Origin of the sequence: Paenibacillus tritici (assembly GCF_018207515.1) — a bacterium.
GTDB classification, from domain to species: Bacteria; Bacillota; Bacilli; order Paenibacillales; family Paenibacillaceae; genus Paenibacillus_AQ; species Paenibacillus_AQ tritici.
Genome location: NZ_CP073365.1, coordinates 1,243,753 through 1,256,616, shown reverse-complemented (window position 1 = coordinate 1,256,616; position 12,864 = coordinate 1,243,753). Strand labels below are relative to the sequence as shown.

Sequence of the window (12,864 nt, the reverse complement as noted above, 5' to 3'; positions counted from 1 at the left end):
GTTCACTCCTCCTATAGATTGTAGGTCTACCAGAGACTAACATCTGCCCGGCGGGCGATTTTGTTGGCTGTCACCAGCAGAATTACACTGATCACCGCTTTGAACAGTCCTACCGCTGTCGCATAAGAGAATCTGGCATTCAATATCCCGACACGGTATACGTAGGTGTCAATGACATCGGAGTATGGCCGCAAGACCGGATTGGTCGCCAGCAGCAAAATGTCCTCAAATCCTGCACTGAGCAGATTACCGATGGCAAGAATCATAAAGATGATAATAATAGAAGCAATACTGGGGAGGGTAATCAGGTAGATTTGCTTAAAGCGGCTTGCACCGTCTATAGAGGCTGCCTCATACAAGGCCGGATCAACACCCGCTATCGCGGCCAGATAGACAATGCTCCCGAATCCGATCTCCTTCCACACATTGACACTCACCAGAATGGACCAGAAGTATTTCGGAATCGCCAGAAAGTTAACCGGTTCTACAATCAGGTCCAGCCGTTCCAGCAAATAATTCAGCGTTCCGTTATCCACAGATAACAGCGAGAATACGAACCCGGATACAATGACCCAGGACAGGAAATACGGCAGATAGCTGACGGTCTGGATGAACCGTTTGAACGCCATATTCCCGATTTCATTCAGCATGAGCGCAAACAGAATGGGGGCCGGGAACGTAATCAGCAGCTTCAGCAAGCTAATCACAATTGTATTTCTCATCACATTCCAGAACTCCGGCGCTTCAAAGAACATTTTGAAATTCATAAATCCGACCCACGGACTCTTCATCATGCCGCCAAAGATATCATACTGCTGGAAGGCCATAACCACGCCATACATTGGAATGTAGCTGAATATAAGAACAAAGATAATGCCCGGCCAAACCATGGACTGTAAATCTAACTGATCCCTAAACTTATGCCTTACCCTTGATTTCTCAGCCATCTTCATCCGTCTTCCCCCCGGCGTTAAGTCTAATGAAATAATGGCAAAAACGGTTTGTTGTGCTCCAGCATCTCATCCAGCAGCTGTTCAGCTACGGTGACTGAAGGGATTAGCGGATGATGCACCAGGGCTTGCAGGGCAATATCCCGGTCTCCGCGAACGGCTGCTTCGATGGTCAGACTCTCATATTGCTTAACCGCCGCCAGCAGACCTCTGACGGATGGTGGAATGCGGCGCAGCGGGACCGGCAGCGGACCTTGCTTGGTCACCAGACAGTTCACCTCGATGGAAGCATCATCCGGCAGGAAATCAATGATTCCGTTATTTCGTACGTTCAGCGTCTGGATGTCGCGCGAATCATTATAGATAGACCGCATCAGCAGTACCGCCGCCTCCGAATAATAGGCTCCGCCGCGCTGCTCCAGCTGCTTCGGCTTCTCCTTCAGCTCTACGTTCCGGTACAGCTCGAACAGCTCTTCCTCCACCTGCTTCACCACCTCAGCCCGCGAGCCGGTTGATGCTGCCGCTTCCTTCTGTTCCGCAAGCATGTCGTCTGTCATATAGTAATAGCTTAGATAATAGGAAGGGATCGCTTTTAACCCATTCAGGAACCGGTGGTCCCAGGAATCAAACGGTACATTGCTGGCCTTGTAATTCTGAGGATAGTCAATCAGCTCCTGCAGCTTGCTCTTTCCGTCAATCACCACATCAGATACCCAGTGCAGATGATTGATGCCCACGAACTCGGCGTAAATCTTCTCCGTAGGGAGTCCGAAGAACTCGGAGAGCCACTTTTGAAAACCGATGGGAGAGTTGCACAGCCCTACGCTCTTTACCGAAGAATATTTGTGTACCGCCTCGGTCACCATGCCCGCCGGATTGGTGAAATTCAGCAGCCAGGCCTCTGGGGCCAGCTCCTCCATATCCCTGCAGATATCCAGAATGACCGGGATCGTCCGCAGGCCTTTCATCATCCCACCGGAGCCTGTCGTCTCCTGACCGATCACATTGTACTTCAGCGGAATCAATTCGTCCCATTTCCGCGCTTCCAGCATACCTACCCGGATCTGTGTGCAGACAAAGTGCGCTCCGGCGATGGCTTCCCTGCGGTTAAGCGTTTCCGTTAATGTGATCGGCAGGCCGGACTCCGCAATCATACGCTTGCTTAGTTCCGTAATCGTATGCAGCTTCTCCCGCCCCTCCTCAATATCCACGAGCCATACTTCGCCGATGGGCAGCTCTTGGTGGTGCTTGATAATCCCCTCGATAAGCTCAGGTGTATACGATGACCCGGCTCCGATTACAACCAGCTTCAATGTTTCCTCCATGATAGAACCTTCCTTCACCATTTTCATTTGATTACCTGCTCCAGAGACAGGCGGTCAAGAACCTCGTGATTAACGTGCATCCCGCTGCTTTCCATCGCCAGAACGACCGAACCAACCACCGGCTCACGGTTTAATATCTTTAAGGTGCCATTCGGAGCCGACTGTTTCACTCTCTGCTCAATGGCGCGCTTGATGATTCCCGAACGGTCTCCCTTGGTCAGCAGGCTGCCAGCCAGTACAACGTCAAACGTATCCTTCTCCATCGCCAGTTGGCGGATTGTCGCCGCCGCAGCCAGCCCCAATTCCTCGCCTTGTCTGATCAGTAATTCAGTGGCAACCTCGTCCCCGTCCTCTGCCGCCTGAAACAGCAGCTCGGCAATATCAGCCGGTAATTCCCGGTAATGATCCAGATACTCCTCCCGCAGCTCCGTAACGCTGGAATAGCCCAGCCGCCGGGTCAAGCGCTCTGCCAGCACCGTCTTGCCCGCCCTTCCATCATGCGCCCGCATCACGCTGCGGAATACCTCAATACTTAGATCATAGCCGCCGCCAAAATCACCAAACCGGTAACCGAACCCCCCGCATTGATGCATAACACCCATCGGATTCTTGCCGGCACAATTCACACCTGAACCGCAAATCAGTACAACTCCATAATTCTCCCCGGTGCCGGAGCGCAGTGCATTCCAGGTATCACAGGAAATCTCCGTCCGGGGAAGGCTGAGGCGGCTGATGATCGGCCGCAGAATCCTGAAGTCAGCCTCTCTGTCGGCTCCTGCCATTCCAAACCAGGAATACTCCAGCTGGTCCTTCGTCAACCCTGACGCCATGACCGCTTCCGATACCGCCTGCTGTAAGCTCTCTTCTGCCTGCTCGCAATTCTTTTGGTGATTTCCGTTTCCTCCCCGGCCTACAGCGATAACCTGACCTTGTTCACTTGCAATCATGGCATAGGTTTTGCTGCCCCCAGCATCCACTCCCAAGTAATACTTCACAGATCATTTCACTCCTAATATTCAGGTTAATCTTACATTTGCTGACGATTCGCGCACGAGAAGCTGAGGAGCGAGCTTCGTTACAGCGGGCGGCATCACCTCCCCATGGATTAATTGCATCAGCAGATCAACCCCGATGCTGCCCATTTGTGCCTCAGGCTGCCTGACCGTCGTGAGCCGCGGGTAGAATTCGCCTGCGAACTGCTGATCATCGAATCCGACAACCGAGAGATCATGGGGGACCCGAATTCCCTCGTCGCGCAGCGCCTGGACTACTCCAAGAGCAATGAAGTCATCTCCGCAAAAAAAGGCTGTCGGCAGCTTATCTTCACGGACCCAGCGTTTGGCGACCTCATACCCCCCGCTTACCGTGAACCCGCAGGAATCTGTGCCGAACGACGTTAGCCCTGCTTCCTCCAGTGCCTGGCTGTACCCCCGCTTACGTTCCGCAACGCTCAGGAATACCGAAGGGCCGCCGATAAAGGCAATCTGCGTGTGTCCAAGATTAATCAAATGCTTGGTTGCCTCATAACCGCCCTGGTAATTATCGACCACGACACTGGGAACATCCTCATGCTGGAACTGGTTATCCAGCAGTACAAACGGAATGTTTTTTCTTTTCAGTTCCTCTACAGATGCTTCCTCTTCCAGCGGGGACAACAGGATAATCCCGTCCACACGGTCCTTCTGAAACAGGAAGTTATCCCCTTCATCCTCATTCTCGGCAATGGATAACGCCAAGAAATACCCTTGCTCCGTCAGCTTGCGGTTGACCACACGAATTACGCGGTCATAGAAAGAATCGTTAAAGTTGTTAATCGACATCCCGATGACTCCCGTCTTGCCGCGTACCAGACTGCGCGCTGCGGAATTGGGCTGATAATTCAGCTCCTCCATCGCTTTAAGCACCTTCTGTCTATTGGACTCACGCACAGACGGTGAGTGGTTAAGCACTCTGGATACAGTCACTACCGAGAGCCCCGACTTTTTGGCTACATCATGAATATTCATCTAAGATTACCCGCCTCCTTCACTCCAAAGTTTAAACGATTAAACTTTTAGTGAAAATAAAAAATTCCTTACATATCATGATATATCCTTGTCCCCACTGATAATAGAACATTAAATGTCAGCTTTCTCTCCATACAAACCTTATTAATCTTTACAAAAGTTTAAAGGTTTTTACTTTGGGTTAATATTACCACCGTTCTAAATATCCGTCAATCCAAAACCTGTTAATATACCTATCTCCAACTCCCTGACCGTCTGCTCTACTTCGGACACTGCTGAATGATCTGAACAAAAAGGGAGTGAATTGCGGGCGATACCAACGGCTCCAACAAGCAAGTGGATAAACGTATCTTAATTTGTGGATTTGGGCGGATTTGGGGCAAGCAAGTGGAAAAACAACATTTAATGTTCGGGGTTTCTGCTACTTGGGCTGAAATGCGAATATTTAAGTGCTCTTTATCCAACTGCTGTTTGAGCAGAGTCTATTTGTTCCTCAGCAAGTGGAGTAAATCCACCTATTTCCTCCCACAGTGTCCCGACATAATATGAACGTTGACACCGGGAAGAAATTCACCGGCCATACAAAAAGAAGCCTCTCACAAGTTCAATGAACTCATGAGAAGCTTCTAATTGTGTTACCCCTTGTGGGGGAAATGTGGGGAAATACCCTTCCCCTAACGCCAAACCCTTGTGACTACAAGGGTTCTTTGTTAATTTACATCATGCCGCCCATTCCACCCATACCGCCCATATCCGGCATGCCGCCGCCTTTTTCAGGCTCTGGCTTGTCAGCGATAACCGCTTCGGTAGTCAGGAACATAGCCGCTACGGAAGCTGCGTTCTGCAGCGCATAACGGGTTACCTTGGCAGGGTCAACGATCCCTGCTTCGAACATGTTTACCCACTCATCGGTAGCAGCGTTGTAGCCGATGCCGATAGCTTCTTTTTTCAGACGGTCCACGATTACGGAACCTTCCTGGCCTGCGTTAGCAGCGATGGTGCGAACTGGCTCTTCCAATGCGCGCAGCACCAGATTGACGCCGGTTCTTTCGTCGCCTTCAGCTACAACAGCAGCTACAGCAGCATATACATTCACAAGAGCAGTACCCCCACCGGATACGATACCTTCTTCAACCGCAGCGCGGGTTGCGTTCAGGGCATCTTCGATGCGGAGCTTGCGCTCTTTCAGTTCAGTTTCAGTAGCAGCACCGACTTTGACAACGGCTACGCCGCCAGCCAATTTAGCCAGACGCTCCTGCAGTTTTTCTTTGTCGAACTCGGAAGTAGTTTCTTCCAGCTGGGAACGGATTTGGCTTACACGTGCATTGATATCCGCTTTGTCGCCGCTTCCGTCTACGATGGTAGTGTTTTCTTTGGTTACGCGCACTTGACGGGCGTTACCCAGTTGCTCGATGGAAGTGCTCTTGAGATCAAGGCCCAGCTTCTCAGTGATCACTTGGCCGCCTGTCAGAGCAGCGATATCCTGCAGCATAGCTTCGCGGCGGTCGCCGAATCCAGGAGCTTTAACCGCTACAGCATTGAAGGTTCCACGCAGCTTGTTCACGATCAGCATCGCCTGAGCTTCGCCTTCGATGTCTTCAGCGATGATCACCAGCGGACGCGCCTGCTGAACGATCTTCTCCAAGAGTGGAAGGATTTCCTGTGTGCTGCTGATTTTCTTGTCCGTGATCAGGATGTACGGGTTCTCCAGAACAGCTTCCATCTTGTCCGTATCCGTAATCATGTACGGGGAGATGTAACCGCGGTCGAACTGCATACCTTCTACCACTTCAAGCTCAGTCAGGAATCCGCGGGATTCTTCAACGGTGATTACGCCGTCCTTGCCCACTTTTTCCATAGCTTCAGCAATCAGTTGGCCCACTTCTTCATCGGCAGCGGAGATAGCGGCTACTTGAGCGATCGCTTGGGAATCTACAATCGGCTTAGCAATATTCTGCAGCTCAATTACAGCAGCTTTAACCGCTTTGTCGATACCTTTACGCATAACCATCGGGTTAGCGCCTGCAGTTACGTTCTTCAGACCTTCACGGATCATCGCCTGAGCCAGAACAGTTGCAGTCGTAGTACCGTCACCGGCAACATCGTTGGTTTTGGTAGCTACTTCTTTAACGAGCTGTGCGCCCATGTTCTCGAAGGCATCTTCGAGTTCGATTTCTTTGGCGATCGTCACACCGTCATTAGTGATCAGCGGGCTGCCGAATTTCTTCTCAAGCACCACGTTACGGCCTTTTGGACCCAGTGTAACCTTTACTGCATTTGCCAAAGCATCAACCCCGCGCAGCATTGCACGGCGAGCATCTTCACTGAACTTAATTTCTTTTGCCATTGTATAGTTAACCTCCTAATAGTATTGTGAGCATTCACTTGCCTTGAATATAAGTACTCTGAATCTAACTTATGAGAAGCATCCCGGACTAGTCAAGAATAGCGTGAATGTCGCTTTCTTTCATAATCAGATACTCTTTGCCTTCGTATTTGATTTCAGTTCCGGCATATTTAGAGAAAAGCACACGGTCGCCTTCTTTAACTTCCAGCGCTACACGGACTCCGTCTTTCAAAGCTCCGCTGCCTACAGCGATAATCGTACCTTCTTGCGGTTTCTCTTTGGAAGAGTCCGGAAGCACGATCCCGAAAGAAGTGGTTTCCTGTTGCTCGCTTGGTTCTACCAATACGCGTTCACCTAGTGGTTTAATCATGAAAAAATAGCCTCCTTTGAAATTATGTTATTTGCCTTGAAAACATAGTTTGAACTGCGGGGATCTGCCGTTAGGCGGCAATATAGCTGATCAGCACCTTGAAAAAGGATGTTGCTCCGGCTATTCCCGTTTTTTTTCGCAGCGTTAGCACTCAACCCTCTGTAGTGCTAACAACAATTTTTATGATACTCAACTTGAAGACGAATTTCAAGTCCTTTTACGTAAAATCGTATTTGTTTTTGGTAAAATTATGGTTTCAGCGCTTGTCCGACACACACTCTACTACATTCTATCCCCCAAAGGGCAAAATATGCCCCTCCCCTATTCCGCCTTAACATAACGTGCTTCCCGCTCCGCATCTTCAGCCAGTTGCCTGCGGTAGACGAACGCAGACAGAAACACGCTGAATTCATACAGCGCCAGCAGCGGAATCGTCACGAGGAAGTCCGAGATGAAGTCAGGCGGCGTAATCACCACAGCGATAAACACAAGCGCAAAGTACGCATACCGGCGCATCCGGCGCAGACGCAGCGGGTTCAGCACCCTGAGCTTGGTCAGAAACATGACAATCAGCGGCAGCTCGAAGAGCAGGGCCAGCGGAATCACGAGACCGAACAGGAAGCTGAAGTATTCCGCGATGCCGTAGGTCTCCTCAAGTCCCATGCTGCGCGTAATCGAAATGGTGAAGGATAAGGCCATAGGGAACACTATGTAATAGGCAAAAGCAATACCAAGAATAAACAAAACGAACACATACGGCACATAACGCAGTGCAGCGCTCCGCTCCACGGGACGCAGGCCGGGGCTGATGAACGCCCATAGCTGAAAAACAATAAACGGCACAGAGAAGACCAGCGATACCGCCATCGCAATCTTCACGTACATGCCGATCCCGTCCCAGAAGGAGAAGGCATGAAGCACGAAGCCCTGCGCCGCGTCAGCGTCGATAAGGTACAGATAGATTGGTTTGGCAACGAACAAGCCCAGCACAAGTCCGGCCACGAACACGATCAGCACGTAGATAAGCCGTCTGCGCAGCTCCGTCAGATGATCGACCAGGGACATTTCTTCCGCTTCCAGAGACATGACTGACACCACCCGAATATGAATATGGCTATATACATTAGAGAAAAAAGGGGCGCCGCCCCAGTCTGAAGCAGACCTGGGAAAGACGCCCCTGCATGGGTAACCTGAAGATTATTCCGGCAGACGGCGGTCCTGCGGAAGTTCTGCTGCTACAGTCTGCGGAGCCGCAGGAGCAGGTGATTCGCTCCGTTTGGCCGGTTCCGGCTCATTCACAATCTCCCGCGCGCCGTCCTTGAATTCACGGAAGGTACGCCCGACTGCCCGCCCAAGCTCAGGAAGCTTATTGGGGCCGAAGAGCAGCAACGCCAAGATCACGAGCAAAATAATTCCGGGTGCGCCAATACCACTTATCATTCCGGTTTCCTCCCATCCTTCTGTCCGTTCATGATATCGTTAACAATAAAATAATAATACCATAACTTATATCACACATCCATCTTCTATCATGAACGTTTTATACAAAAGGAGATGGAATTACTGGCGGTATTGGCCCGTAACCATCAACAAGGCTTCCGGCAGCTGATCCATAATCGCCGCCAGGTTCTCATGGACCCCCTTCGGGGTACCGGGCAGATTGACAATCAATGTTCTTCCGCGAATCCCGCAGATCCCCCGGAACAGCATGGCTGCGCGGTTCTTCTGCATAACCGTACTGCGCATCGCCTCGGAGAGTCCGGGTACTTCGCGCTCAATGACACGCCTCGTTGCCTCCGGCGTAACATCGCGGATAGCCAGATCGGTTCCGCCGGTGGTCAACACCAGATCTGCCTGGAAATAATCTGTAAGCTCAATCAGTGCAGCAATAATCTCATCCTGCTCATCGGGCACGATCCGGTATTCAATGATCTCACCGCCAAGCTCCTCTTCCACCAGCTCCCGAATGACCTGGGCGCTCGTGTCTTCCCGTTCGCCTCTGGCCCCTTTATCACTGGCCGTCAGGATTGCTGTTTTCCACGCCATAGGTTGTCCCTCCCTCTCTATGTACTATGTATGTCCGGCTGCTGAAGAAGCTGCCGCTGCGCCTTCTGCTGTACAAATAATTCCATGCTGCTCTCTATTCTGCTTCCAGCGCGTAATCCCCATTCTTGCCGCCGCTCTTGGACACCAGCAGTGTTGGCCCGATAATCATGTCCTTCTGCAGCGCCTTGCACATATCATATACGGTCAGCGCCGCTGCAGAAACGGCAGTCAGCGCCTCCATCTCCACCCCGGTCTTACCCGTTGTGCTGACGGTTGCTTCTATATATAGTTCATCTTTGCTGTTATCCGAGAAGCGGATATCCACTCCCGTAAGCGGCAGCGGGTGGCACATCGGAATCCAGCTTGAGGTCTGCTTCGCAGCCATAATGCCGGCAACCTGTGCTACAGCTAACACATCGCCTTTGCGGATCGTGCCCGCCTTAATCGCGCTCAGCGTCTCCGCGGCCATACGCACCAGGCTGCGGGCAGCAGCTGTCCGCTTGGTAACTTCCTTATCGCTGACATCCACCATGCGGGCTCTGCCCTGCTCGTTGAAATGAGTTAACTCCATCTAACCCTCTCCTTCCGGCAATCCCAGATGCCGTTCTCCGTAATCAGCAGATCCATCAGGGCATCATGCTCTTCAAGCGGTACTTCAGGGACCAGCTGCAGGTCATAGGCCAGGCCAATCCATAGCGGCCTGACAGCCCCTTCGGGAAGCCCGGCTTCACTTGCCGCGCGCAGGCGGTCGTAATACCCCCGTCCGTAGCCGAGGCGGCCGCCCTTCCGGTCAAAGGCCAGACCCGGCACGAAAACGGCCTCCGGCCAGCCGGTCCTCCCGCCTGCCGCCGTGCCGGGTCCGGTTAGAGCGATATCCCCGGCTGCAGGCTCCAGTATTCCGTAAGCGCCCGGGACAAGCTCTTCCCAGGAGCGGACGCGGTGGAGACTTAAGTCCCCGCTCTCCCGGTTCACACGGGGAAGCAGCACCTCACACCCGCCCGCCCATGCCTCCGCAAGAAGCGGACGGCAGTCCAGCTCCGAGCGGAACGGGGCATAAGCGAGCAGGGAAGCCGCTTTTGCCTGCGAGAACCAGCTCCAGGCATGACTGCATACCCGGGCAGATAACAGCGCCCGCTGCTCTATAGACAGGGCGTCCCGGAGCGCGGTATTCCCGGCCCGCAGCCTGCGCTTCCACTCGGTAAGCTGCATGCTCTGCTCCTGCATGGGCAGCCTCCTCCTTAACTTGTTCCTAGCTTATCATAGTTTGTAAGCTCAGTTTACCACTCTTCTCACTGGTTCGCCAAGGTTGATCCATTACCCTTGTTAGAAGAATGAACCTCGCACGGCAAACCTTTTTCATGTAAACTGGAGAATAAGATTATGATATAGCCGGGGCACAAGCTGCCAAGGCCAATTTGCAAGGGCGGAGGTTTCATACAGAATGCTTCTTCAAGCGACAGGAATTACGAAATCATACGGAATACAAAGTGTGCTGGACGGCATCAGCCTCATGGTGAATGAGAAGGAACGAGTCGGTCTCGTCGGCGTTAACGGAGCGGGCAAATCGACTTTTCTGCAGATTCTGGCCGGGGAAATGTCTTACGACAGCGGGCAAATTCATAAGTCCAAAGAGACTACGATTGGCTATCTGGCCCAGAACAGCGGCTTGCAGTCGGATAAAACCATACAGGAAGAGATGCTGGCCGTATTTGCGCCGCTGCTGGAGGCCGAGGCTGAGCTGCGGCAGCTGGAGACGGATATAGCCGATCCGGCACTCGCCGAAGATCCGAAGCGTTATGAGGATCTGCTGGAGCGCTACGCCAGACGTTCCGACTGGTTCAAGGATCATGGCGGCTACGAGATGAATACGCGTATCCGCAGCGTTCTTCATGGTATGGGCTTCGGGGAGTTCGCACCTGAGACTCCCATCTCGACCTTAAGCGGAGGCCAGAAGACGCGTCTGGCACTGGCCCGCATTTTGCTCCAGGCTCCTGACCTGCTCATGCTCGATGAGCCGACCAACCACCTGGACATCGAGACGCTCACCTGGCTGGAGGATTATCTGCGCGGGTACCCGGGAGGTATTCTGGTCGTATCCCATGACCGGTATTTTCTGGACCGTCTGGTGACGACCATCGTGGAGATTGAACGGCACCAGACCCGCAGATACACGGGCAATTACAGCCGGTATATGGAGCTGAAGGCTGCAGAATATGAGATCCGCATGAAGCAATACGAGAAACAGCAGGATGAAATATCACGGATGGAGGATTTCGTGCAGCGCAACATTGTGCGGGCCTCCACCACCAAGCGGGCACAGAGCCGCCGCAAGGCACTGGACAAAATGGAGCGCATCGACAGGCCGCTGGGCGACCTCAAGAAAGCCAGCTTCTCCTTCGAACCGGACTTCATGTCCGGCAAGGAAGTGCTGCAGGTCCGCAGCGTGGCTGTGGCTTTTAGTGAAGAAGCCGCCCCGCTGTTCCGCAATGCCTCCTTCGAGCTGCGGCGCGGCGAGACAGCGGCACTGATCGGGCCGAACGGAATCGGGAAGTCCACGCTGCTGCAGTGTATGACCGGCACCCGCGAGCCCTCCGCCGGAAGCGTGAACTGGGGAACCAAAGTGAAGATCGCTTACTACGACCAGGAGCAGACAAGGCTGAACCCGCGCAACACCGTGCTGGAAGAGCTGTGGAGTGAGTACCCGATGCTGGAGGAGGCCCGGATCCGCACGATTCTCGGCAACTTCCTGTTCAGCGGTGAAGATGTGCTGAAGAAGGTAGCTGCCCTGAGCGGCGGCGAGAAAGCACGGGTGGCCTTGTCCAAGCTGATGCTGCGGGGAGCCAACATGCTGATTTTGGATGAGCCGACCAACCATCTGGATCTCGTCAGCCGTGAAGTGCTGGAATCGGCCCTGATTGATTTCGAAGGCACACTGCTGTTCATTTCCCATGACCGTTATTTCCTGAATAAAATGGCTGAACGGGTTCTAGAGCTGCATCCGGACGGAATTGATCAGTATTTGGGTAATTATGACGACTATATTGAGAAAAAAAGCGAGCTCGAAGCGATTGCCGAGGAGCAAGCCGAGCTGGCGGCCGCCAAGAGCTCGCGGAATGCCGATAATGAAGCCAGTTCAGCGGAGAAAGGCACCTCCCTCTCCTATGAAGCGGACAAGCAGGCCAAACGTGAGGAGCGTAACCGCCAGCGGCGGATCTCCGAATTGGAGGATCAGATCGCCAAGCTGGAGGAAGCCATCTCGGTCGTCGAGCATGAAATGACCAAGCCTGAGGTCTATCAGGATTATCTGGCGCTTCAGGAGCATGAAAGTGATCTTAAAGACAAAAAACGGCAGCTGGGAGATTTATTTAGCGAATGGGAGAAACTGGCTGAAGAATAAGCTAAAGGAAGCTAAAAATAAATTTTAACGGTTTCCAATTTGTTCAAATAAAGTTATCCACAGCGCCATCCACAGTTTTCGTGCATAACTATTGGTTAAAAATAGCCCTTCGGGGCTTTTTTCATGCGTAATATCGCTATTCCGCTTGTCAAGGACTTTTTATCCACCGAATTATCCACATTATCCACAATTCCCACAAATATGTTTCATTGTATAACCTCCTGTTTATAGGGTTCAGAAAAAAGGCGTTATTGCTGATTTTACACGGTTTTTACACAACTCGTGCGGAATATGTGGATAACGTTGTCCACAGCTTGACAAAAGCCGCTGAGAGTAAAAATCATGTTAGTTTTTTAGAACAACAGCAGTTAGATGATCTACACTTGCTGATGCACGAATGGGGTTCTGCTGCAAGAGCAGTTG

At 52.2% G+C, this 12,864-nt stretch carries 12 protein-coding genes; 1 reads left to right on the top strand and 11 read right to left on the bottom strand.

Annotated features, from left to right (window positions below; all coding sequences use genetic code 11):
• Window positions 1-26 precede the first annotated feature (26 nt).
• From KDC22_RS05290 to KDC22_RS05240, 11 genes are all read right to left on the bottom strand, one after another.
• Window positions 27-953 carry an ABC transporter permease gene (locus KDC22_RS05290; RefSeq protein ID WP_211722292.1) on the bottom strand — a complete coding sequence of 309 codons (927 nt, stop codon included), beginning with the start codon at window positions 951-953 and terminating at the stop codon, window positions 27-29.
• Window positions 954-976: 23 nt separating this feature from the next.
• Window positions 977-2,275: a 6-phospho-beta-glucosidase gene (locus KDC22_RS05285; protein WP_211722291.1), complete on the bottom strand. Its 1,299-nt coding sequence runs from the start codon at window positions 2,273-2,275 to the stop codon at window positions 977-979.
• A 23-nt stretch (window positions 2,276-2,298) separates the two neighbouring features.
• Window positions 2,299-3,270 (bottom strand): N-acetylglucosamine kinase, encoded by a 972-nt coding sequence (locus tag KDC22_RS05280; RefSeq protein ID WP_211722290.1) that lies wholly within the window; start codon window positions 3,268-3,270, stop codon window positions 2,299-2,301.
• A gap of 21 nt (window positions 3,271-3,291) precedes the next feature.
• Window positions 3,292-4,281, bottom strand: a complete 990-nt coding sequence (locus KDC22_RS05275) for a LacI family DNA-binding transcriptional regulator (protein WP_173136535.1) — start codon at window positions 4,279-4,281, stop codon at window positions 3,292-3,294.
• Window positions 4,282-4,996: 715 nt separating this feature from the next.
• Window positions 4,997-6,628: a chaperonin GroEL gene (groL, locus tag KDC22_RS05270; RefSeq protein WP_173136536.1), complete on the bottom strand. Its 1,632-nt coding sequence runs from the start codon at window positions 6,626-6,628 to the stop codon at window positions 4,997-4,999.
• A gap of 88 nt (window positions 6,629-6,716) precedes the next feature.
• The gene (gene groES / locus KDC22_RS05265) at window positions 6,717-6,998 is read right to left on the bottom strand and encodes a co-chaperone GroES (RefSeq protein ID WP_036723192.1); all 282 of its coding nucleotides are present in this window, start codon (window positions 6,996-6,998) and stop codon (window positions 6,717-6,719) included.
• Between the two features lie 321 nt (window positions 6,999-7,319).
• Window positions 7,320-8,084, bottom strand: coding sequence for a twin-arginine translocase subunit TatC (tatC, locus tag KDC22_RS05260; protein ID WP_173136537.1), 765 nt, complete (start codon window positions 8,082-8,084; stop codon window positions 7,320-7,322).
• A gap of 111 nt (window positions 8,085-8,195) precedes the next feature.
• Window positions 8,196-8,435 (bottom strand): twin-arginine translocase TatA/TatE family subunit, encoded by a 240-nt coding sequence (gene tatA, locus KDC22_RS05255; protein ID WP_281425107.1) that lies wholly within the window; start codon window positions 8,433-8,435, stop codon window positions 8,196-8,198.
• 123 nt (window positions 8,436-8,558) lie between these two features.
• Complete coding sequence (locus KDC22_RS05250; protein WP_036693720.1) at window positions 8,559-9,044, bottom strand: MogA/MoaB family molybdenum cofactor biosynthesis protein; 486 nt, start codon at window positions 9,042-9,044, stop codon at window positions 8,559-8,561.
• 94 nt (window positions 9,045-9,138) lie between these two features.
• Window positions 9,139-9,615, bottom strand: a complete 477-nt coding sequence (moaC, locus tag KDC22_RS05245; RefSeq protein WP_211722288.1) for a cyclic pyranopterin monophosphate synthase MoaC — start codon at window positions 9,613-9,615, stop codon at window positions 9,139-9,141.
• Window positions 9,606-10,268: a 5-formyltetrahydrofolate cyclo-ligase gene (locus tag KDC22_RS05240; protein WP_211722287.1), complete on the bottom strand. Its 663-nt coding sequence runs from the start codon at window positions 10,266-10,268 to the stop codon at window positions 9,606-9,608. Before KDC22_RS05240 ends, moaC begins: the two co-directional genes overlap by 10 nt.
• Window positions 10,269-10,485: 217 nt before the next feature.
• Here KDC22_RS05240 and KDC22_RS05235 point away from each other — a divergent pair, with 217 nt between their 5' ends.
• Window positions 10,486-12,441, top strand: a complete 1,956-nt coding sequence (locus KDC22_RS05235; protein WP_211722286.1) for an ABC-F family ATP-binding cassette domain-containing protein — start codon at window positions 10,486-10,488, stop codon at window positions 12,439-12,441.
• Window positions 12,442-12,864: the final 423 nt, after the last annotated feature.

Excerpts from the sequence above, each read along its gene's own strand:
- KDC22_RS05290 (WP_211722292.1), bottom strand. The coding sequence starts at position 953 with ATGAAGATGGCTGAGAAATCAAGGGTAAGGCATAAGTTTAGGGATCAG.
- KDC22_RS05285 (WP_211722291.1), bottom strand. The coding sequence starts at position 2,275 with ATGGAGGAAACATTGAAGCTGGTTGTAATCGGAGCCGGGTCATCGTAT.
- KDC22_RS05275 (WP_173136535.1), bottom strand. The coding sequence starts at position 4,281 with ATGAATATTCATGATGTAGCCAAAAAGTCGGGGCTCTCGGTAGTGACT.
- groL (WP_173136536.1), bottom strand. The coding sequence starts at position 6,628 with ATGGCAAAAGAAATTAAGTTCAGTGAAGATGCTCGCCGTGCAATGCTG.
- groES (WP_036723192.1), bottom strand. The coding sequence starts at position 6,998 with ATGATTAAACCACTAGGTGAACGCGTATTGGTAGAACCAAGCGAGCAA.
- tatC (WP_173136537.1), bottom strand. The coding sequence starts at position 8,084 with ATGTCTCTGGAAGCGGAAGAAATGTCCCTGGTCGATCATCTGACGGAG.
- KDC22_RS05250 (WP_036693720.1), bottom strand. The coding sequence starts at position 9,044 with ATGGCGTGGAAAACAGCAATCCTGACGGCCAGTGATAAAGGGGCCAGA.
- moaC (WP_211722288.1), bottom strand. The coding sequence starts at position 9,615 with ATGGAGTTAACTCATTTCAACGAGCAGGGCAGAGCCCGCATGGTGGAT.
- KDC22_RS05240 (WP_211722287.1), bottom strand. The coding sequence starts at position 10,268 with ATGCAGGAGCAGAGCATGCAGCTTACCGAGTGGAAGCGCAGGCTGCGG.
- KDC22_RS05235 (WP_211722286.1), top strand. The coding sequence starts at position 10,486 with ATGCTTCTTCAAGCGACAGGAATTACGAAATCATACGGAATACAAAGT.